9 protein-coding genes and 2 pseudogenes are annotated in these 23,252 nt (G+C 41.5%); 7 read left to right on the top strand and 4 right to left on the bottom strand.

The window, feature by feature from the left end; genetic code table 11:
* Window positions 1–2: 2 nt before the first annotated feature.
* From VP472_RS17180 to VP472_RS17155, 6 genes and pseudogenes are all read left to right on the top strand, one after another.
* A complete protein-coding gene (locus VP472_RS17180; protein WP_146275616.1) occupies window positions 3–11,309 on the top strand; it encodes a non-ribosomal peptide synthetase in 11,307 nt (3,768 codons plus the stop codon).
* Window positions 11,310–11,504: 195 nt separating this feature from the next.
* Entirely contained in the window at window positions 11,505–13,247 is a 1,743-nt protein-coding gene (locus VP472_RS17175) for an ABC transporter ATP-binding protein (RefSeq protein WP_146275614.1), read from the top strand.
* Between the two features lie 32 nt (window positions 13,248–13,279).
* On the top strand, window positions 13,280–14,341 hold the full coding sequence (locus VP472_RS17170) for a saccharopine dehydrogenase NADP-binding domain-containing protein (RefSeq protein WP_000434926.1): 1,062 nt from the start codon (window positions 13,280–13,282) through the stop codon (window positions 14,339–14,341).
* A gap of 85 nt (window positions 14,342–14,426) precedes the next feature.
* A complete protein-coding gene (locus VP472_RS17165) occupies window positions 14,427–15,497 on the top strand; it encodes a DUF3810 domain-containing protein (protein ID WP_101562478.1) in 1,071 nt (356 codons plus the stop codon).
* 50 nt (window positions 15,498–15,547) lie between these two features.
* Window positions 15,548–16,333 carry a thioesterase II family protein gene (locus VP472_RS17160; protein WP_225979766.1) on the top strand — a complete coding sequence of 262 codons (786 nt, stop codon included), beginning with the start codon at window positions 15,548–15,550 and terminating at the stop codon, window positions 16,331–16,333.
* A gap of 139 nt (window positions 16,334–16,472) precedes the next feature.
* A pseudogene (locus VP472_RS17155) lies at window positions 16,473–17,056 on the top strand (transposase); the annotation flags it as partial.
* A gap of 136 nt (window positions 17,057–17,192) precedes the next feature.
* Here VP472_RS17155 and VP472_RS17150 read toward each other — a convergent pair.
* The 4 genes and pseudogenes from VP472_RS17150 to VP472_RS17135 all read right to left on the bottom strand — a co-directional run.
* A pseudogene (locus tag VP472_RS17150) lies at window positions 17,193–17,974 on the bottom strand (IS3 family transposase); the annotation flags it as partial.
* Between the two features lie 159 nt (window positions 17,975–18,133).
* Window positions 18,134–19,471 carry an MFS transporter gene (locus VP472_RS17145; RefSeq protein ID WP_146275608.1) on the bottom strand — a complete coding sequence of 446 codons (1,338 nt, stop codon included), beginning with the start codon at window positions 19,469–19,471 and terminating at the stop codon, window positions 18,134–18,136.
* Window positions 19,444–20,067: a TetR/AcrR family transcriptional regulator gene (locus tag VP472_RS17140; protein ID WP_192897769.1), complete on the bottom strand. Its 624-nt coding sequence runs from the start codon at window positions 20,065–20,067 to the stop codon at window positions 19,444–19,446. The genes VP472_RS17145 and VP472_RS17140 overlap by 28 nt, the downstream gene beginning before the upstream one ends.
* Before the next feature lie 71 nt (window positions 20,068–20,138).
* Window positions 20,139–22,640 carry a PEP/pyruvate-binding domain-containing protein gene (locus tag VP472_RS17135; protein ID WP_146275604.1) on the bottom strand — a complete coding sequence of 834 codons (2,502 nt, stop codon included), beginning with the start codon at window positions 22,638–22,640 and terminating at the stop codon, window positions 20,139–20,141.
* A 301-nt stretch (window positions 22,641–22,941) separates the two neighbouring features.
* Between VP472_RS17135 and VP472_RS17130 the strand changes: the two genes are divergently transcribed.
* A complete protein-coding gene (locus VP472_RS17130; RefSeq protein ID WP_003151438.1) occupies window positions 22,942–23,178 on the top strand; it encodes a CsbA family protein in 237 nt (78 codons plus the stop codon).
* The last annotated feature ends 74 nt before the right edge of the window (window positions 23,179–23,252 follow it).

The raw sequence follows: 23,252 nt of genomic DNA, 5'->3' as shown, positions 1-23,252 counted from the left end.
TTATGAATAAAAATTCTAACCGTGTTCAGTATAAAGATTTCAGTGTATGGCAGAATTTTTATGATATCACAAAACAGGAAGAATATTGGAAGAGGGAATTCGCTGGTGAAATTGCTAGGGTAGATTTGAGGACGGATTTCCTCCGTCCTCAAATCCAGTCTTTCAGGGGAGCCAATGTTGTAGCAAAGGTAAAAGAGCCAATAAGCTTAGGGGTTAAAAATTTAGCCCTAAAATATGGTGCTACTGAATTTATGGTTACCCTATCTGTGTTCATTTTATTATTAGGCAAATATAGTCGCCAGAAAGATATTATTGTAGGAACATCCGTGTCAGGCCGAGTGCATGCAGATACTAAAGGCATGGTGGGGATGTTTGTCAATACTCTAGTAATAAAGGGAGAAGTTTGTCCTGATGATACTTTTGAGCATTTGATTTTAGCTGTGAAGGAGAAGTGTCTGCAAGCTTATGATAACCAAGAATACCAATTTGAAGATTTAGTTGAAGCCGTAGAGAAAAAGAGAGATCTCTCAAGAAATCCGATATTTGATTTTATGTTCGGATTAAAAGAAAAGAAAAAACCGTCGGAAATGCAAGGCCTATTGGGCGGAAAAAGTGCATTCATTAAAAGAAATGTTTCAAAGTTCGACTTATCCGTTCTGGTTGAATGTATGTCAGAAGGGTATGAAATTAATTTTGAGTATTGCACAGATTTATTCAAACAAGAAACGATTGAATATATGGCGAAGCATTATGTAACGCTGCTTGAGGAAGCCATAACACATCCAGGCAAAAAGCTTAAAGATCTGCATATGCTTGATCTCAGAGAACAAGAGAAGATCTTGGTTGATTTCAATGCAACGAATGTAGAATACTCTCGGGACCAAACAGTTGTTGGCTTATTTGAGAATCAGGTAGAGAAAACAGCAGAACATATTGCACTTAAATTTGATGATAAACAGATGACATATGCCGAGCTGAATGAGAGAGCAAATCAGTTGGCGCGTACTCTTCGGGATTTAGGAGTGGTTCCAAACGATTTGGTGGCTCTAGTTACAGAGCGTAGCATGGAAATGATTGTGGGAATATTAGCAATCATCAAGGCAGGGGGAGCTTATGTACCCATCAATCCGGAATATCCATATAGTAGAATTCACTATATGCTGGAGGACAGTAGTCCAAAGATTGTATTGACGTATAAGAATAAGTTGCCAGGGAAGGTAGAGATTCCGGTATTAGATTTAGAAGATGAGAATAATTATGCTAATGAAACGGACAATCTTTTGCAAGTTAACAGAGCTAATGATTTAGTGTATTGTATCTACACTTCGGGTACAACTGGAAACCCTAAAGGAGTTTTAATTGAACATCGAAATGTGGTCAATATGTGGGTCACCTATAAGGAAACATTTGCACTGAACGATAAGGATACGGTGCTGCAATTTGCAAATGTATCTTTTGACCAAGCGGTTGGTGATATCTTCCCTGCACTTTGCAATGGTGCGGCATTATGTATTGTACCGAAAAATTTAACATATGATATGGAGCAACTCCAAAAATATATAGATCGAAATAATGTAACAACAGCATCATTGACACCTAAGGTAATAGAAGGGTTGTGTGTTGAAGCAATACCGACACTTCGTTTGCTGGAATCAGGTGGCGAGGCAGGTAATCTAGAAAGCTTAAAAGAATGGGCGAAAAGAGTAGAAGTGTTAAACACTTATGGGCCTACGGAGTCTACTGTAAATGCAACTAGTTTCAGAGTGAGTACAGACTCTACTTCAATTTCCATTGGACGTCCGATTGCAAATACAAAAGTATATCTTCTAAATGGAATGGAGTTATGCGGTATTGGAATACCTGGCGAGTTGTGTATTGCAGGAGATGGTTTAGCAAGAGGTTATTTGAATCAGCCAGAATTGACAGATGAAAAGTTTATTGAAAACCCCTTCGGTGAGGGAAAACTGTACCGTACAGGAGATTTAGCACGTTGGCAGCCAGATGGAAATATAGAGTATTTAGGTCGAATAGATGAACAAGTGAAAGTCCGTGGTTACAGGATAGAGTTAGGGGAAATTGAAAGTGTGTTAAGAAAACAGAGTAAAATCGCAGATGCTGTCGTTGTTGTAAAAGAAGTTGGAAACGATAAAGTTCTCTGTGCATATCTGATTGCAGAGAAGGGTCAAGAACTAATTATACCCGAAATTAGAGAAGCGATAAGAGAAGAAGTAACGGAGTATATGATTCCTGCCTTTATGATACAGATCGATGAATTTCCACTAACCATAAATGGGAAGCTGGATAAAACCAGGTTGCCAGAGCCAGATATGTTAGAAAGCTTGAAATACGTACCACCAAGTAATAAGACAGAACAAGCAATCGTAGATGTATTTGAGGAAATTCTAGGAGTATCTCCAGTCGGAATAGAGGACAGTTTCTTTGAATTGGGTGGACATTCGTTAAAAGCAACGGCAGCCATTAATGCCATCGAGAAGAAGACAGGGATTCGTTTGCCAGTCAAAGAGATATTTAGTTCACCAACTCCTGTCATGTTGGCGAAAAAGATTGAGGCCGCGGGAGAGGGCGAATATAGTCCAATACCACAGGCAGAGCAGAGAGAAGCTTATCCAGCATCCTCTACACAGAAACGATTGTTTATTCTGGATCAGATGGAAGGCAACAGTACTGCATATAACATGGCGTCAGCGCTAGAAGTAACGGGTAACCTTGATTTAGAAAAAATACAACAAGCCATAGATCGTCTGATTAAGCGTCATGAGTCGCTGCGAACAAGTTTTGTCATGACAGAAGGAGAAACCCTTCAAGTCATTGCAGACGAGGTATTCTACCCAGTGGAATATGAAGAAACTGACAGCTACAGTGAAGCCGATATGGAGCAATTCATACGCCCGTTTGACATCGGAACAGCACCACTCATGCGTTTTAAAGTAGTGAAAGAAAGAAATCGGAACAAATATATTTTACTATTTGATATGCACCATATTATTTCCGATCATAAGACGCTCAATCTATTAATCGAAGATTTCTCACGATTGTATAACGGTGAAGAGTTACAACCACTTGAACTCCAATACAAAGATTATAGTGAATGGATGCGTGCTAGAAACCTGGAGAGTCAGAGGGATTATTGGAAAGAAGTATTTAAAGAAGAGGCACCGGTTTTGGATTTGGTGACGGACTATCCACGTCCGAAAACCCAAAGTTACAAAGGAGCACAAGTGTCTGTTCAACTTAGTAAAGAACAAAAAGTTGGAATTGAAAATATAAATAAACAAAATGGAACGACAGATTACATGACCTTACTGGCTGTATTTATGATAGAACTGCATAAATACAGCAGGCAACAAGATATCGTGGTAGGAACACCCATCTCCGGCCGAGTGCATCAGGACACCGAGACGATCGCAGGCATGTTTGTCAATACGCTGGCAATGAGAGGATATCCAAGGGGCGAGAAAACGTTCCTGGAGTTTTTAAGCGAGATAAAAGAGCTGGCCTTAAACGCGTATGAGAATCAGGAATACCCATTTGAAGAATTGGTAGAGGAAGTGGAAGTACGCCGTGATCTGTCACGCAATCCGCTGTTTGACGTGATGTTTACCATGCAGAATGACGAAGATATCCATCTTGCGATGGGCGAAGCCCAGGTAGAGATGCTGGGCATTCATTTTATTGATGCCAAATTCGATTTGGATTTGCAAGCGACAGCGCATGAAGAGGGGTACGCTTTAGATCTGGTCTATTGCAGTGATTTATTTACCGAGACTTCAGCACAGGTCATACTGGAGCATTTTAAGGTATTGCTGGATAGAGTGATTGCTAACCCTGATATGAAATTGTCTGAACTACACATGGTCAGTGAGGTAGAACAACAACGAATACTAACGGTTTTCAATGATACCCATACGGAGTATGCACAGAATAATACGGCAGTGGAACGATTCGAGAAACATGCGGAACAGACACCCGAGAAGACGGTAATCGAATACGAAACGGGAGTACTTCGTTATGGAGAAGTCAACCGAAAGGCCAATGCATTGGCATGGGAACTGATTTCGTTAGGTGTCCAGCCCAATGATCGAGTGGCCATCATGGCTTCACTGGGAGCGGAAACGATCATTGGCATTTTAGGCGTGCTAAAGAGTGGAGCTTCCTATGTCCCGATTGATCCAGCGACTCCGAAGGAACGAATAGAGCATATCCTGAACGATGCAGCACCCAAAGTTATATTAACAAGAGAGAAGAAGCTGGAAACAGAAATTCCATTCCTCTCTATGAATCTGGAAGACCTGGGCGAGAAGGCGGAAAATCCAGCGTGTGCCATTGAAACAGACGACATCGCCTATGTGATTTACACATCAGGAACGACAGGAAAGCCCAAAGGTGTGGCGGTTACACGAGGTAACTTGGATCATTACTTGTCGTATGCAGATAAAGAGTACCAGAAGGAAGCTTGTACGACGGTATTAATGACAAGCTTAAGTTTCGACCTTTCCGTAACGTCCTTGTTCTTACCGCTGATTAGTGGTGGATCTCTTCTATTAAAGGGAGGAGATACGGAGGAAAGGTTACGTGCAGCTTTAAAAGATAACAGGGTAACCTTCCTGAAGCTTACCCCGTCACATTTAAAAATGCTGGAAACCTATGCAGACGGCGTAGATGTGCCGAATTTAGAAACGCTGATTGTCGGTGGAGAGGAGTTCACCACAGCTACGGCGTGGAAAACGCAGAAGCTATTTGGTGAAAGCGTCAAGATCCATAACGAATATGGCCCTACAGAGACTACTGTAGGGTGCTGTGACTATGTCTATTCCAGCGAAAAAGATAAGGGTTTAAGTGTAGGAATCGGACATCCCATTGCCAATATGCAGCTCTATATACTGAATGAGATGGAGTTATGTGGTGTAGGCGTTCCTGGTGAGCTATGCATCGCAGGAGACGGAGTAGCCAAAGGCTATCTAAACCAGCCTGAATTAACAGCGGAGAAGTTTATCGACAATCCATATGGCGAAGGGAAGTTATACCGCTCTGGAGATTTGGCGAGATGGCTGCCTAACGGAGAGATGGAATACCTGGGAAGAATAGATGAACAGGTTAAAATCCGAGGATATCGGATCGAGTTGTACGAGATCGAGAGCGTTCTAAGGAATCAGCCGGGTATATCTGATGTAGCCGTTGTTGCATTGGAAGTAGGCGGTGACAAGAGTATATGTGCCTACCTGATCCCGACAAATCAAGAGCAGCAACTGGATATGTCTGAAATCAAAAATGATTTGAGAGACAAACTGCCTGAGTATATGTTACCTGGCTTTATGATGCAGATTGATGCCTTGCCACTGACTCCAAATGGGAAGCTGGATGCAAAAGCACTGCCAGAACCAAATGCATTAGCAGGACAGGAATATATGCCACCAAGAACTAAAACAGAGAAAGTCATTACGGACATATTTGAAGAAATCTTAGGAATATCTCCAGTCGGCATAGAGGATAGTTTCTTTGAACTGGGAGGACATTCGTTAAAAGCGACGGCAGCCATTAATGCCATCGAGAAGAAGACAGGGATTCGTTTGCCAGTCAAAGAGATATTTAGTTCACCAACTCCTGTCATGTTGTCGAGAAAGATTGAGGCCGCGGGAGAAGGCGAATATAGTCCAATACCACAAGCAGAACAGAGAGAAGCTTATCCAGCATCCTCTACACAGAAACGATTGTTTATTCTGGATCAGATGGAAGGCAACAGTACTGCATATAACATGGCGTCAGCGCTAGAAGTAACGGGTAACCTTGATTTAGAAAAAATACAACAAGCCATAGATCGCCTGATCCAGCGTCATGAGTCGCTGCGAACAAGTTTTGTCATGACAGAAGGAGAAACCCTTCAAGTCATTGCAGACGAGGTATTCTACCAAGTGGAATATGAAGAGACCGACAGCTACAGTGACGCTGACATGGAACAATTTGTACGCCCGTTTGACATCGGAACAGCACCGCTCATGCGTTTTAAAGTAGTCAAAGAAAGAAATCAGAACAACTATATTTTACTATTTGATATGCACCATATTATTTCCGATCATCAGACGCTAAATTTATTAATCGAAGATTTCTCACGATTGTATAACGGTGAAGAATTACAATCACTTGAAATCCAATACAAGGATTATAGTGAATGGATGCGTGGCAGAAACCTGGAGAGTCAGAGAAACTATTGGAAAGAAGTATTCAAAGAAGAGGCACCGGTTTTGGATTTGGTGACGGACTATCCACGTCCCAAAATCCAAAGCTACAAAGGAGCCCAAGTGTCTGTTCAGCTTAGCCAAGAGCAGAAAGCTGGCATTCAAAATATAAATAAACAAAATGGAACGACAGATTACATGACCTTACTGGCTGTATTTATGATAGAACTGCATAAATATAGCAGGCAACAAGATATCGTGGTAGGAACACCCATCTCCGGCCGAGTGCATCAGGACACCGAGACAATAGCCGGCATGTTTGTCAATACGCTGGCAATGAGAGGGTATCCAAGGGCTGAAAAAACGTTCTTAGAATTTTTAAGCGAGATCAAAGAGTTGGCATTGAATGCATATGAGAATCAAGAATACCCGTTTGAAGAATTGGTAGAGGAAGTAGAAGTACGCCGTGATCTGTCACGCAATCCGCTGTTTGACGTGATGTTTACCATGCAGAATAACGAGGAAATCCATCTTGCGATGGGCGAAGCACAGGTAGAGATGCTGGGCATTCCTTTCATTGATTCCAAATTTGATTTGGATTTACAAGCTACAGCGTATGAAGAGGGGTACGCTTTAAATCTGGTATATTGCAGTGATTTATTTACCGAGACTTCGGCACAGGTCATCCTGGAACATTTTAAGGTATTGCTGGACAGGGTGATTGCTAACCCTGAAATGAAATTGTCTGAACTCCACATGGTCAGTGAGGTAGAGCAACAAAGAATACTAACGGTTTTCAATAATACCCATACGGAATGTGCACAGCATCATACGGCAGTGGAACGATTCGAGAAACATGCGGAACAGACACCCGAGAAGACGGTAATCGAATACGAAACGGGCGTACTTCGTTATGGAGAAGTCAACCGCAAGGCCAATGCATTGGCATGGGAACTGATTTCGTTAGGTGTTCAGCCCAATGATCGAGTGGCCATCATGACTACCCTGGAAGCGGAAACGATCATTGGCATTTTGGGCGTGCTAAAGAGTGGAGCCGCCTATGTCCCGATTGATCCAGCAACACCGAAGGAACGAATAGAGCATATCTTAAACGATGCAGCACCCAAGGTCATTTTAACAAGAGAGAAGACTATGGAAACGGAAGTCCCATTCATCTCGATGAATCTTGAAGATCTGGGTGAGAAGGAGACAAATCCAGCGTGTGCTGTTGAAAAAAGTGACATAGCCTATGTGATTTACACATCAGGAACGACAGGAAAGCCCAAAGGTGTGGCGGTGACACGAGGCAATCTGGATCATTACTTGTCGTATGCAGATCAAGAATACCAGAAGGAAGCTTGTACGACGGTATTAATGACAAGCTTAAGTTTCGACCTTTCCGTAACGTCCTTGTTCTTACCGCTGATTAGTGGTGGATCTCTTCTATTAAAGGGAGGAGACGCGGAGGAAAGGCTGCGTGCAGCATTCAAAGATAACAGGGTAACCTTCCTTAAACTTACCCCTTCCCATCTGAAAATGCTGGAAACCTATGCAGACGGCGTAGATGTCCCAAATTTAGAAGCGCTAATTGTCGGTGGAGAGGAGTTCACCACAGATACGGCGTGGAAAACGCAGAAGCTATTAGGAGACAGGGTCAAGATTCATAACGAATATGGCCCTACAGAGACTACCGTAGGATGCTGTGACTATGTCTATTCCAGCGAAAAGGATAAGGGTTTAAGTGTAGGAATCGGGCGTCCCATTGCCAATATGCAGCTCTATATACTGAATGAGATGGAGTTATGTGGTGTAGGCATTCCGGGTGAGCTATGCATCGCCGGAGACGGAGTAGCCAAAGGCTATCTAAACCAGCCTGAATTAACAGCGCAGAAGTTTATCGACAATCCCTATGGAGAAGGGAAGTTATACCGCTCTGGAGATTTGGCGAGATGGCTGCCTAACGGGGAGATCGAATATCTGGGAAGAATAGATGAACAGGTTAAAATCCGAGGATATCGGATCGAGTTGTACGAGATCGAGAGCGTTCTAAGGAATCAGCCGGGTATATCTGATGTAGCCGTTGTTGCATTGGAAGTAGGCGGTGATAAAAGTATATGTGCCTACCTGATCCCGACAAATCAAGAGCAGAAACTGGATATGCCTGAAATTAAAAATGATTTGAGAGAAAAACTGCCCGAGTATATGTTACCTGGCTTTATGATGCAGATTGATGCATTGCCGCTGACTCCAAATGGGAAGCTGGATGTAAAAGCACTGCCAGAACCCCATGCATTAGCGGGACAGGAATATATGCCACCAAGAACTAAAACAGAGAAAGTCATTACGGACATATTTGAAGAAATCTTAGGAATATCTCCAGTCGGAATAGAAGACAGTTTCTTTGAACTTGGCGGAGATTCTATTAAAGCGATTAAGGCCGTTTCGAAGTTACGGGAAAAAGGTTATAAGCTTTCTTTCGCCGCATTAATGTATCAGCAGACCCCAAGAAAGATTGGGGAAAATATTCAAATGGGAGAAGTAAATCAAGTATACGAACAGGGAGAAATCAATGGGGAAAGTCCATTAACCCCTATACAACTAGAATTTTTCAATAAGAATCACGTCGTACCTAATCATTATAATCAAGCCTTAATGTTAAGAAGTGATGAGCCATTTGACATACCTAGTTTAAAGACAGCAATTACTGAAATCATTAAACATCATGACGCTTTAAGAAATGTATATGACGGACAACGTCAAATCACGCTGTCTACAGAGGAAAGCAAGCTATATGATTGGTATGAAAAAGATTATACAAAAGTGCAAGATGTATCGAAAGAGATAGAGTATGCCAGCGATAAATTACAGGCAAGCATAGACCTAGCCACCGGGCCTTTAGTAAAAGTAGGGCTGTTCCATTCAGACAGTGGAGATCATTTACTAATTTGTGTACATCATCTGGTCATAGACGGTGTATCATGGAGAATTCTGCTGGAGGATTTATTTAGTGGATATCGACAAATACAAGAGACAGGTAAAATCACGCTGCCAATGAAAACGGCTTCGTACAAGGAATGGGCGAATGCTTTAACACAATATGCTAAGAGTGAAGTGCTTTCAGATGAAATAACATACTGGAAAAATATATCGGATAAATCAAATAGTACTGAGACATTCAAGAGTACACAAACAGCAAGTGGTCAATATAAAAATAAAGTAGTGAAAGTGGACTCTGAAACGACGAAAAAGCTGTTGCTCGAAGCTGGAAAGACATATAAAACAGAAATAAACGACTTGTTACTGGCATCGCTGACCATTGCAGTAAAACAATGGAGAAAATCTAAGTACCTAACCATAGAAATGGAGGGTCACGGGAGAGAGACAATAGATAGAGAGATCGCCATCGATCGTACAGTTGGTTGGTTTACAAGTGTATATCCTATTATTTTGGAGACAAAAGATACTGTTGAAGAAAGCATTTTGGAGACAAAACAAACATTGAAACAGGTCCCTAATCATGGAATTGGATATGGAGTTTTGAGATATCTTGGTGAGCATAGCGGACTTGAGATGAGCGCAGCAATAACATTCAATTATCTTGGAGAATTGGATAACGAGATAGACAGAATTGAAGGAATATCCATGTCGGGAATGCCATTAGGAAGAAGTATGTCAGAAAAAAATTCATCAGGAATGGGATTGTCTCTAAATGGGGCTGTTTTAAATGGGCAACTTGAATTTGACATCATATATGATACTGGATTGTATACTGACGAGGATGCTCAAACATTGGTATTGGCATATGAAAGAGCAATTAAGGATGTTGTCGAAACGTGTTTAACCAGAAAAGGAACAGTAAAAATGCCATTAGATGAAACATTAATTGGTGATAACCGTGATGGCGATCTAAAGTGCATGATACAAAAACAGTTGAATTATTATGGAGATAACTATATTAAAACACGTTCTACTTTAGAATGTCCTGTATTGACAGGACATGAGGATTTCTTGCGACCGGATACAGAAATTATTACTGAAATCATAACAATAGAAGGAACGGCAGAGAACGCTTCTTTATCACTCAGAGGAATAATTTCCAGGCATGGGGCATTAAGAACGAAATTAAATCAAAAAATGACCTATTTAGAAGAATACGATTATTCAGATGAGTGGGAAATTCCAGTTGTGAAAGGAACCTTAGAATTATCTGCAGAACAATTTAAAGAAATTGTGAATGAAATGAGTTTTCTAACTGATGATAAGCTGTTATCTAGATTTTTAATCGTAGAAATAGATGCAGATCATTGCTTAGTACTTAGTGCAATTCATCATTTAATATGGGATGGAGTCTCACAAGATTTGTTTAAGGTTATGCTTCATGAAACTTTGAACAACAGACTTACCACTCCCTATAACTATTCTTTCATAGAATATTGCAAAATGATTAAAAAGAAAGTTGACGAACTGGAAATTCCTGATGCTCAAGAGTCTAACATGGAAGAGTATATTGAAGCTGCTAAACAATCAGCTGATTTGGTCTCTCGACGAGACACTAAGAGGTCTACAGAAATTCATGTAAAACTAAATGAGTTACAATATCAGAAATTTAGCGAACAACCCATTAATACAGCAGTAGAATTTATATCAAGGCTTATGTATATTGACTTACCTGAAGAATTAAATAACATCCCTGTTTCTGTTTTGACACATAACAGAGATGAATTCAATAAGGAAATGTTGGGGCTAACTTTAAATTTAGATTATTCAATTTATGATAGGAAAAGTAAAACGCAAAAACAGCTTTTATCAACATCAGAAAAATCGAGTATTAATAAATCTGCAATTACAGAAAAGTTGTTTCTTGTAGCACAAAAGTACGGTTTTAATGAAATGTCCCATCGCATTCCAATCATTAATTATCAGGGAGTCCTTGATAAGTTTGCAAGTAGAGATGACATATCACTTGAGAAGATGTTTTTACAAACACAGATTATAGAGTCTGAAGATTTTGGAGTTAGCATGCACTTTTACATTCAAAATAGTACTCTAATTGCTCGCATTACAGGCATTACAATTGAAGAAGAGCTCCTTAATGATGTCATGAAGAATATTTAATGTTGTATCTTACCCGTAAAACCACCCGCTATGCGGGTGGAGGGGTCATAAAAAGACATATGATGCCAGATCATGTGCATATGATCGCGGTCCCACCCAACATATCTGAAATATGCACATGATCTAGCAATAAACAATTGGAGTGTAAATTAGACATGCTCTAAATGAAATAGAAACAAGAAGGGGGCTTATAGTATGAATGAAAAAATTTCAAAAAGCATATACAAAAAGAATATAGGCTTATTTATTTTGTCCTGCTTACTTGGTATCATGACATCTATTCTGTTTATTGCATTGGCAATTATACTACAAAAGTTTATTGATTATTCTATTAATAAAGATATTGACAATATCTTTAAGGTGACTACTGTTTCCGTTATTTTATTGCCTTTAGGTGCAGTGGGAATGTATGTGGGGTATGCTGTTAAAAATTTATATACAAAAAGGGCAACGTTAAACCTGAAAAATACCCTTGTTGAAAATATTTTGCGGTTAGATATGAGAAGTTTCAACAAGGAGAGTAATGGAACCTACATATCACGATTGTCAAATGATATAACGATAATTCAAAACGATTATATAAAAGGGACCGTGGAAATATTTGTTCAGCTAGCTATGCTTGTAGGTGGAGTGCTTGCGATGTTTATCATTAATTCATTCCTTGCATTGAGTATATTACTCACTTGTATCATTCCATTTGCAGTTTCGAGTATATTTAATAATCGTATGCAAAAAGCACAGGGTGAAGTGGCTGAGCAAAATAAAAATTATGTATCTTTCATTAAAGATATATTGTCTGGAAATCAGGTTGTTAAGAGCTTTAACATCGAAAAGGAGATTTTTGAAAGGGCAAAGGCAAAGGCGAACAAGCAGGAAAAAGCAAAAATGGTATACGAAAATCTGTTGTCACTCATTATGTCACTTACTGATATTTCAACTTTTCTTGTTGCTGTAGTCATATTTATTGTGGGTACTCAGCAGCTAATGAAAGGAGAAATTACAGTAGGAGAGATTATGGCTTTTATTCAATTGTTAAATTGCGTAACAGTTCCCATTAATAGACTCATAACCGGTTTTACCAAAAGGCAGGCCAGTCGGGCTTTATTAATGAATTTCAATAAAATTGGAGAGGCAAAAACGGATCAAACTCAAAGAATTGATATCCCTAAATTCAGTAATAAAATTTCTCTAAATGGGCTTTCGTTAAGCGTAGATGGGAAAAAAATTTTAGATGATATTAATTTTGAATTTGAATATGGAAAGTCTTATGCCATTGTAGGAACAAGTGGGAGTGGAAAGACAACCTTATTAAAGATGTTGACTGGGTTTTATGATGGGTATGAAGGAAATATCAGGTATGACGGGGTTGATCTTGAGAAAATAAGTGATCAGTCCATTTTCCAAAATGTTAGTTTTATTCATCAGGACTGTTTTATCTTTGATGATACGATTAAACAAAATATTAAATTGTTTCGTGAATGTGACACAGATGAGTTTGAGCAAGTAATAAAGAAGAGTATGTTACAGAAATTGATTCATGACAGAGGTGGCTTTGATGTATTATGTGGAGAAAATGGAATCCATTTTTCAGGTGGGGAAAAACAGAGAATTTCTATAGCAAGAGCACTCCTGAGAAAATCGCCTATATTACTTATGGACGAGGCGACTTCAGCGTTGGACAATCAAACAGCTAGTGACCTTGAGTGTATGTTAAGTGAAATGCAGGGCATTACGAGAATTTCCATTACTCATAGGCTGGATGAATCAATTCTTAGTGGATATGATGAAATTGTCTTATTGAATAATGGGAAAATTGAAGAACACGGCACGTATCATAAATTAATGGAAGCCAAACAAAGATTTTATGCATTGAGTATGTTGAGTAGACATAATAATGATCTTTTAATAGAGAAAGGTATAACTAGTCTTGTATTTTAAATCTTGTATAAGATGAAAGGGGTGTCGTACGGATGGAGCAAATCGCAGTTGTTGGGTGTGGCGGAATGATCGGTGAAGTCATCTGTAAGAACTTATGTAAAGACTTTATTGTTAAGGGCGGACAGCGGCGTGAACCTACAGCATTAATGAACCTTAATAATTTTAACTACCAATTCCTGGATGTTTCTGACTGGGAGAACTTGATTGCGTTCTGTACTGATTGTACGGTTGTCATTAATTGTGCAGGGCCTGAATTTATAATTAAAGATAGAGTTGCTCAGGCAGCTATGGAAGTAGGAGCAAAATATGTCGACGCTTCCAATGCTTTATTATTGAGTCAGGAGCAAATAGAGCTTAAAGCTAACGGTGTAAATTACATAGGAGCTGGTTTTTGTCCTGGAATTACAGGTCTGCTATTAAAACGAGTAATAAATCATTTATTAGACGAAACGAAGTATGTGAATTGTTATATTGGTGGTGCGGAACATTATACGAAAACTTCTATCTCAGATATATTAATGAGTGGCCATAGTGTAATTGGAAAAACAGATTCTTATTGGAGTGATCATTGTGTTAAAACGGAAAATATAAATATGATGAAGAAAGAATTTGTACCTGAAGTGGATGTCCCTGTCTATAAGAAACCGTATTTAAGTCAAGAGATCATTGATATTCTGGAAGTTAGTTCGGTACAAGAACTCCACTGGTACAATATAGCAGCAAATGATAATATTTTTCGTTTAGCAATGCAATTTTATCAAATGCAACTTGAGTCTTCGGTTGAAGAAGCCCTGAAAAAACTAGACATTAGTTTAGAGGAGCAACCTAAAGAGGAATGGATAGCTTTAGTCATTGATGCTACAGGAGTGAAAAATGGAAAGGATGTTAGGTGCAGATTGAATTTACAAATGGAAACGAGTTCAGAGTTAACGGGTACAGTGGCTGCTGAAATCGCCCGACAAGTTATTTCAAGTAATAGACCTAATGGTACCTACTGGGCTTATGAAGTACTTCCTATAGATTTTATGAATCAATATGTTTTTTCTAATAAGCATGATTTTTATGAGGAAAAGTATGTTGAAATAAAGAAATGATATGACTAGGTTACATGGCGTACATCTGATATTTATTGGATAGGGGGAGTACATTATAAAAAAGCTTTTACTTAAGAGATTACCGTTGATTTCACTTGGAGTTATAGCTTACATACTGACAAAATACGCGCAGAACCATCAGGATTGGGCGGAAAAATACAGTAGGTCTGTATATCCGTTATTGTCAAAAATAGTAGGATTTGTACCTTCTTGGGTCAAGTTTTCTGTTAGTGAATGGCTCGTCGTGTTGGTTGTGTTACTTTTTCTATTTTATATCGTTTATTATGTGCGCAAGGTTATCATGAGTAAAGGTGTACGTAGGATGGTAGTTTATCGTGGTGCTCTAGGAATAGTTACGATCTGTAGCGTGATATATTTTTGTTATACTATTTTAGGTGGAATAAACTATTACAGATATTCTTTTTTGTCTTATACCGAATATAAAGAAGAGAACTACAGCAAGGAGGAACTGGTCAAATTGAGTAAGTCGCTTGCCGTTGAAATGGAATTGGCAAGGGAAAAGTTAGCGGACACTGATCTTTTGGCTCAAGTACCAGAGGTTTTTGATTATTATGCACAACACGCAGTGTTCTCGATGCAAATGTTATCAAAGGAATATCCTATTTTGGAGCATTCTTTATACTCAACACCAAAACCAGTTGTGATGTCAAAGCTAATGTCGCATGCAAGGATAAATGGTATCTTTGTCCCTTTTACTTATGAATCCAATATCAATGTTAATGTGCCCGTTTTCTTGGTGCCTGCTACTATGGCACATGAATTGGCACATCAGAGTGGTTTCATGCATGAGGATGAGGCAAATTTTATAGCATATCTGGCATGTAAGCAGCAGGATGATCCAATGATACTTTACAGTGGTTTTTTTCTAGCATTTGATTATTCTATATCTGAGCTAAAGAAAGTGGATCCAGATCAGGCGTCTGATATAATGTCCAGTCTGTCCAAGGCGGTGCAGCATGATATAGAACAAAATGAGCAGTACCGGGATAAGTATGAGGGTGTTATTTCAAGTATTTCAAGAAATGTAAATGATGTATATCTGAAGGCAAATAATCAGACAGACGGTTTGAATAGCTATAGTGATATGGTGAATTTGTTGCTGGCAGAGCAGCGAGAGATAGAGAAGTACAATTAAATGTATCTTGAATACTTATAGGTTTATATAGTAATGATAGTGGGCTCAAGTTGAACATAGGAGTGAGTGAAATAAATAAAATAAAAGTATTTCCTATTCCATATGCTGGAGCGTCGGTAAATGCATATTATGAATGGAAAAAACTACTGCCGGATAGATATGAATTGTGTATATGTGAATTGGCTGGAAGAGGAACTCGATTCACAGAGCCTTGTTACCAGTCTGTTGGTGAAGCAAGTGAAGATATCGCCAAAAGAATAAGTGAACAATTAGAATATGACGATGAATATGTTATATTTGGACACAGCATGGGAGCCTTATTGACTTATGAGATATATTATAAACTTAAGCAAATGGGAACTAAGGAACCAAGGCATCTGTTTTTTTCTGGGCGAGATGCTCCACATATTTTTGAAAAGAGAGAAGACATTGAAAATATGACTAATGAAACTTTCTTGACAAAGGTGGAACAATATGGGGGAATACCAGAGGAGTTTTATACAAAAGAGATTATGGATATGTTTCTTCCGATTTTGCGAGCAGATTTTATAATTTTGGACAATTATAAGTTTCAGCCCAAAGCAGAAAAAATAAGTTGTGGAGTAAGCGTTTTTTATGCGGATAGCGATTTTTCGACTCATATCAATGAAATGCATAAATGGAGTGAAGTTGTTGAAGGAAACGTGAAATTTCATAAGTTTAAAGGAGAACATTTTTTTTTGAATCGGTATCCTAATGATATTGTAAATACTATTGTTAAAGATACAGAGACTCAAAATATTTACCAGGCCACCCACCTGGATCGCCTGGAAATACGGGGTAATCTCCCCCATTAATTCTATTTTGAATTAATTCAAATGAGAGAAACGTTAAAGTCTCAAGTAGTGGTGTAAAAAAGAACTGTGCCTTTTGACAAGGGAAGCCACGGTATGATTCTACTAAAGTGACGCGACTCAACTTTAGTAGAATCATACCGTGGCTTCTATAGATAGAATCTCACTTTTGGAGCTGTTACGCAAGAGCGGAAATGAAGGCAATGTCGATTTTTTAAGAGAAGCAATGCAAGTGCTGGTGCAACCCCAGATGAAGGCGGAAGTAGTCCAAGACATTGGGGCAGAACGCTATGAGCGGAATACAGAACGTGTGAATCAGCGTAATGCATACCGCGAACGCCGGTGGGATACACGGGTGGGGACACTGGATTTGAAAATTCCTAAGCTTTGTAAAGGCAGTTACTTCCCATCCTTGTTGGAACCCCGTAAACGAGCAGAGAAGGCATTGTTGGCTGTGGTCCAGGAAGCGTATGAGCATGGTGTTAGCACACGCAAAGTGGATGATTTGGCCGAGGCACTGGGGATGAAAGGGATTAGCAAAAGCAAGGTCTCCCGGATCTGCAAGGAGCTAGATGAGACTGTATTGGCATTCAAAAATCGCCCTTTGGAGGGTGGTACCCGTATGTTTGGTTTGACGCTACGTTTCCCAAAGTACGGGAAGGTGGCAGAGTATACGGCATGGCATGGGTTGTAGCCATTGGCATTCGGGAAACGGGTGAGCGTGAAGAAGCCGTGAGTCTGCCATTCGCCTATTAGGAGCAATCCTGATGGAACAACAGATGAGTGGACGGTTTCACGCCGCTATTTCAGCCTGTAATCTGTGGCGAAGGTTACCGGGAAGGAATGGATTGTCAACATTAAATTAGACAGCTTTTTTAAGGGCTGCTTGGCGATACTGAACAGGCGTCATGTATCCCAGAGATCCATGAATTCGATGCTTGTTAAACCAGTTGACGTAGTCGTATAATTCCAACTGCAGGTGATCAAGGTTCTGGAACTCCATCTGATGGATAAACTCCGTTTTCATGACCTTGTACGTAGCCTCCGCCACAGCGTTGTCATAAGGACACCCCTTCGCGCTTAACGACCTACCGATCTCAAAGGTTTCCAGAAGCTCGTCCATCTTCTGGTTTTTAAACTCACTACCACGATCCGTATGAAACCACTTGATTTGGCTCAGGTCGCCTTCTACCGTAGCAAAGGCGCGTGAAACCAGAGCAGCGTCCTTATGTGGACCTGCACTATGGCCAATGATCTCTCGATTGAATAGATCAATGAGGACGCAAACGTAGTGCCTACGGTGCCCAACCTTCACATACGTCAGATCGCTAACGACGAAGCGCTTAGCTTCAGCCTGATCAAACTCACGATCTAACACATTCGCCGTTTCCGCCTCATTACAGGCCGTTTTGTGCGGCTTAAAATGGGCAATGGTGTGTAGGTTGAAACAAGGCCCTGCTCGCGCATGATTCGGCCAATACGTCGTCTGGACACGATGAATCCTTGTTCCTGGAGCTTGGTTTTGATCTTTCGTGTACCGTTGGCCTTTCGATTCTTATGGAAGATATCCACAATCATATTTGTTAACACATCTTCATTCGGTCTTTCTTTGGCATCATAATAGTACGTACTTCTTGCGATTTGTTTTCCCCTTTTCTCTTTTAAATAAAAAGAATCTCATAGAGCAAAACCGCATTGCGATACTCTATGCATCGGAGGAGTGCGGTGACACTTTGAGAGAGAAAATGAAGAAGGAAAACTAGAAAAGGTTCCGGAAAGCAGATGCTTACGGAACCTTTTTCGTTATGCCGAATGGCTTTTTTTCGTCTGAACGGTTTCCCCGGACTTAATTCCAAGCGATACGAACAAGCCGATCACAGAAACTCCGATCAATATGATAAACAGAATATGAAACCCGGAGATTAAACCGATCAGTGCTGAAGAAATAATGCTTCCGAAATAACGGAAGGTGGAAAAAATCCCGGATGCGATGCCGGACATGCCCGGTTCTACCGTTGCAAGAGAAGATACCTGCATGCTCGTCAGCCCCGCACCTGACGCGATGCCTCCTACAATAAGCGATGCCATAAGAAACGGAACGGAATGGGAATAAACCAAAAGCAGAAATAAGAGATTGGCTACGGCCATCAGCCCGAAGGACAGAAAAATCATTCTTCGCGCGCCCCATTTCTGATGCAGCTGAGCTCCGCCCCAGTTGCTGGCGGACATGAAAACAGAAAAGACTGACAGCGCCATGCCGCTGTGCGACGTGTTCATGCTGAAGTGGCCGGTCATAAAGAGCGGCATAATCAATAACACGGCGTACATCATTAAATTGCTTAACAGAACCGACAGATTGGCGCTCGTAAAGGTCGTGTTTTTAAATAGATCAAAATCAATAATCGGATGTTTCGTGCGCAGTTCCCGCCTGAAAAATAGCGGAACCAATACGAGAATGAGCAGCGCGTACACCCAATAGCCCAAAGAGCTTTCATTTTTCGTCAGAAGAATAATAGATACAATGCTTCCGGCAAGCAAAACGGACCCGATGATATCAAGCGGAGCGTCAGACGTTTCTTCTTTATATTTAGGAAACATCATTAATGCCGTCACGAGTGCGATCGCAAGAAACGGAATGTTGACCCAAAAGATCGAATGCCAGCTGAAGCTCTCAATTAATAGAGAGCCGATAAACGGACCGAGAGCCGCGCCCAGCCCGGCGCCGAGGCCGAAAAAGCCGAATACTTTCGGAAGCCGTTTTTCAGACACGACATGGCGGATGATGGCGATGCTGTTTGGCGTAAGCAAAGCGCCGCCGGCAGCCTGAAGCGCCCGGAAGAAAATCAATAAGAAAAGACTTGGCGAGAGGGCGCACCCCAATGATGCGATGAGAAAAAGGCCGACGCCCCATAAATACATTTTTTTGTTACCGTACATATCACCGAGTTTGCCGGCAATGGGCTGTGTCACGGCCATCACGATTAAGTACACGGTCACTACCCATGTGATGCTGGCAATTGATTCGCTGAATGAGCGGGAAATGGATGAAAGGGCGACTGCGATCATCGTAGAATTGATGGGAACGAGTATGGCTCCCAGCAAAAGCGAAACGATCAGCGCCCATTCTTTCTTTGAACCCATCCTTCATCCTCCTTGGAGCCGGAAAATGACCGGCCGGTAATGCCTTTCATGAAAATCTCAGTGCTGTGTTTCAGCATCGTTTCCTCAGAGAGAGTAATGACTCTTTTCCCCAGCTGCAGCCGGTGTATAAAATAACCGAAAACCATCGTCATAAAGACGTCTGCATTAGCTTCTTCGCTGCCGGGGCTTATCATATTTTTCTTTGTCAGCTCCTTAAAGTAAACGATTAAATGCTTTTTCACGGATTGCGGATATACGACAATATCCTGCAGGACGTCTTCGAATAGTTCCGGTTCGCGCAGGCAGATGCGGAACACTTCTTTTTTTTGTTCCAATTGCTGCAGAAGGGTCGTGGCGAAATGAAGAAGATCCTCATACAGATCGCCTTCCGCCTTGGTGATCATGCTTTCCGGAACCGGCGCCTGCTGTTCAATCATGGCTTTCATTAATCCTTGCTTGTTTTTAAAATTACGGAAAATCGTTGCTTCGCTTACTTTTGCTTTTTCTGCGATTTCCTTTGTTGTCGCTGCGCGGTATCCTTTTTGGATGATCAGATTCATCGCGGCGTCAATAATTCTCTTGTTCGTCGTTCTCAACATGTTTCACCTCGCGTAAATACTGGCAGGACAAGTATACACCCGCCCTGCCCGTCAATAAAGAGGGAAACCTAGCATGAAGCGCGTTTGACAATCGTAATCTTGCCGTTTGTCCCGTCTACCGTGACGATATCTCCGTCGTTGAGCCTGTCAGTCGCGGCACGTGTGCCGAGAACGGCCGGGAGCCCGTATTCTCTCGCGATGATCGCCGCATGTGACAGGATGCCGCCCGTGTCCGTAATGATGGCCTTTGCATCTTGGAACAGACTGGTCCACAGCGGTGTCGTCATTTTGCAGACAAGCACGTCTCCTGTTGAAAAACGGGAAAATTCACTTGCGTCACGAATGACTTTCACCGGTCCGCTTGCGATTCCGCTTGACGCTGCAAGTCCGTAAATTTGATGTTCAGTGTTTTTTTCATCTTCTGTGATGGAGCCGGTAATCTGTTCAGCCGTTTTCAGCTGTTCCGAAGTCGGAGTCCCGAGATAAGCGGGGGCTTCAAGCAATTGATATTGCTGGAAGAGCTGTTTTCGTTCAGCGGCTTTTTCCTGCATCGGAACCGGCGACGCCAGCGCTTTCTCGACTTCATCGCTGTATAAGTACCACATATCCTCCCGATCATCGATTACGCCTTGTTTTTGAAGCAGCTCGCCGATTTTCAGAAGGCAAAGGCGCGCTTTGGCGTCCAGCATCGCATCAATATAAAAATGGTGATCATCTTTGATGACGGATGAAGACAATGTCCACTGATAATAGCGGTCAAACGTCTCCCGGAAGCCGTCATCTTCAATTCTATCCATAAAGTCGGCGTAGAGCTGTTTTCGTTTTTCTATCGTTTTATGAAACTCACTGTCAAAATCGTATCCGTTCCGGACATAGTTCTGAATGTTGGCCAAAGCGAAATAAGGGTTTTCCGCCCAAGTTTGTTCAATGAGATCATGACTTTTCACGGATCTCCAGCCGTATTCCTGTAAAAATTCGCCGACTTGTTCGAGAAAGCGTTTTCCCTCATTTGATTGCAGAAGCGTCTGATGCAGCTCATCGGCATGAGAAACCGTAAAGACGCGCCGCAGTTCAGGGCTGTCTTTTACTTGTCCGGAAAGCAGCCAGAGCTGTCTGTCGGTCTCCAATGACTTATTCATGACGCCGGCCAGCATTTCATACAGAAGGGAGGTGTTTTCTTTCTCAACCTGTCCGTACATAGATTCCAGTATCATGTTTAACGCAACCTGCGGAAAGACAATATTGAAATGTTCTGCGTATCCTTTTAAATAGAAGTCTTGCAGGTTTCGGAACGCATCAATGGCAGTCTCCGGCGTATGGTCTGTATGCGCCAGTTCGTCCAGCTTTTGATAAAAAGGCAGAAAGGTTTCCTGAATAATATCGTACATGCGGTCAGCCAAGACGGGGAAAAGCGCTTCTAACTGTTCTGCGGGCAGCTTGTCGTCCGTCTTATGCTGTCTGGAAAAAACATGGCCTTGATGAAGTTTGACACGCTCAATCTCGATGCCCATCACAGGGAAGGTCTTCGTGCTCTCTTTGAGGCCGTATTCCAAAGCCGGCACAATGAGTGAAGCGAATAACGGGCTGACGGGACCTTCTATATTGGCCTCCATATTGAGCCAAAAATCTTTCTGATCCCGGGGTGTCATGATAAATTCCCGTTCTTCGTCTGCCGCTTTCTGATCCTGCGCGATCGTTGTAATCGGCCTGGCCTGAAGCAGATACAGCTTATTTTCGGCAAATCCGAATTCGAGATCCACGGGATAACCGTACAGTTCTTCCGTCTTTATTGTCAGCATGGCAAGCTCTTTGATGCTCTCGTCATCAAGGCAGAAGCGGCTTCTCATGTCAGCGGACGTCTCTTTTTCCGTCACGCCTTCGTCTTTAGAAACGATATACATTTCTTTTAAGCCGATTTCTTTTTCAATCTGAAATGTGTCTTTATTGACGATAAATGTGTCGGGCGTCACGCTGCCGGAGACGATTGCTTCTCCGAGGCCGTAGCTTGCGCTGATCATCAGTTCTCCGTCATCGTGTGTGACGGGGTTACGGCTGAAAATGACCCCTGAAACCTCGGAATTGATCAGACCTTGCACGACAACGCCCATTAACGGTTCTGCGGTGTCATTGTTCATTTTCTCTTTATAACCGCTGACCCGCGCCGAGAAGAAGGAAGCCCAGCACTCTTTCACTTTTCCGAGAAACTCTTCTTCTGTTTTGATATTTAAATAGGTTTCGTACTGGCCCGCGAAAGAAGCGCCTTCAAGATCTTCGGACGCGGAGGAGGAACGTACGGCGACAGAGGCGTATGATTCTCTCAATTCATAAAACGACGCGGTCAGTTCCTCCCGAAGCTCTTTTGAAAACGTGCCGTTCATAATGGCGCGCTCCATCTGTTCCTGATCTGCTTGAAGCCCGTTGTCTTCCATAAAACGTGTCAGGGCATTCGTCTGAATGATAAAACCGCCGGGAACGGGCAGCCCGTTTTTCGTCAGTTTAATCAGGTTCATTCCTTTTGCTCCTGCAGAGCGGCTCGATTCTTCCGCTTTTTGAAATCGCACTGAATACATGCGGTATGACCCCCTTTTTTTTCTTCATCCAAGAAAATGATAGTAAACACTATCATTACATTGTAAAGAGGGAGGAAGAAACTGTCAAAGATACAAAGACCTAAACCTTCTCATCCTTTCGGCTGAAGAAAGGTAGTTCGATTCATCCGGTTAATGGTTCAATGGATTTATATTCACATTTTTTTTGACAGATGATTGAAGACTGCCGAAAAAGGGTATTGTGATAGCAGGGGAACGATTGTCCGATTCTTCATTTTTTACTATAATCAGATGAGATGAAGAATTCCCGAGGAGGGTTTTTGTGATTACAAAAGCCGTTTTTGCATTATGTTTCCCTTTTATGCTGGTCGTCCTTTTTACGCGCGTCACGTTTAACCACTATGTGGCGATCGCTCTCACAGCCGCACTGCTTTTCGCATCCTATTTAAAGGGTTACACCGAAACGTATTTTATCGTTGGATTGGATGTCGTATCGCTGGTGGCCGGAGGGCTGTACATGGCCAAAAAAGAAGCAGACAAAAAGAAAGACAATGCCTGACATGGTGAATATGAAATAGAATGCCTGCTTTTACGCCATAAAAGCAGGTTTTTTATACAAAAATTAACTTGGTA

Origin of the sequence: Bacillus sp. MT(2024) (assembly GCF_036362845.1) — a bacterium.
In the GTDB taxonomy this organism is placed as follows: Bacteria; Bacillota; Bacilli; order Bacillales; family Bacillaceae; genus Bacillus; species Bacillus velezensis.
The sequence above is the reverse complement of the archived record's forward strand: the minus strand, read 5'-3'. Positions and strand labels throughout refer to the sequence as shown.

Coding starts and splice junctions, on each gene's coding strand:
- VP472_RS17180 (WP_146275616.1), top strand. CDS start 3: ATGAATAAAAATTCTAACCGTGTTCAGTATAAAGATTTCAGTGTATGG.
- VP472_RS17175 (WP_146275614.1), top strand. CDS start 11,505: ATGAATGAAAAAATTTCAAAAAGCATATACAAAAAGAATATAGGCTTA.
- VP472_RS17170 (WP_000434926.1), top strand. CDS start 13,280: ATGGAGCAAATCGCAGTTGTTGGGTGTGGCGGAATGATCGGTGAAGTC.
- VP472_RS17145 (WP_146275608.1), bottom strand. CDS start 19,471: ATGGGTTCAAAGAAAGAATGGGCGCTGATCGTTTCGCTTTTGCTGGGA.
- VP472_RS17135 (WP_146275604.1), bottom strand. CDS start 22,640: ATGTATTCAGTGCGATTTCAAAAAGCGGAAGAATCGAGCCGCTCTGCA.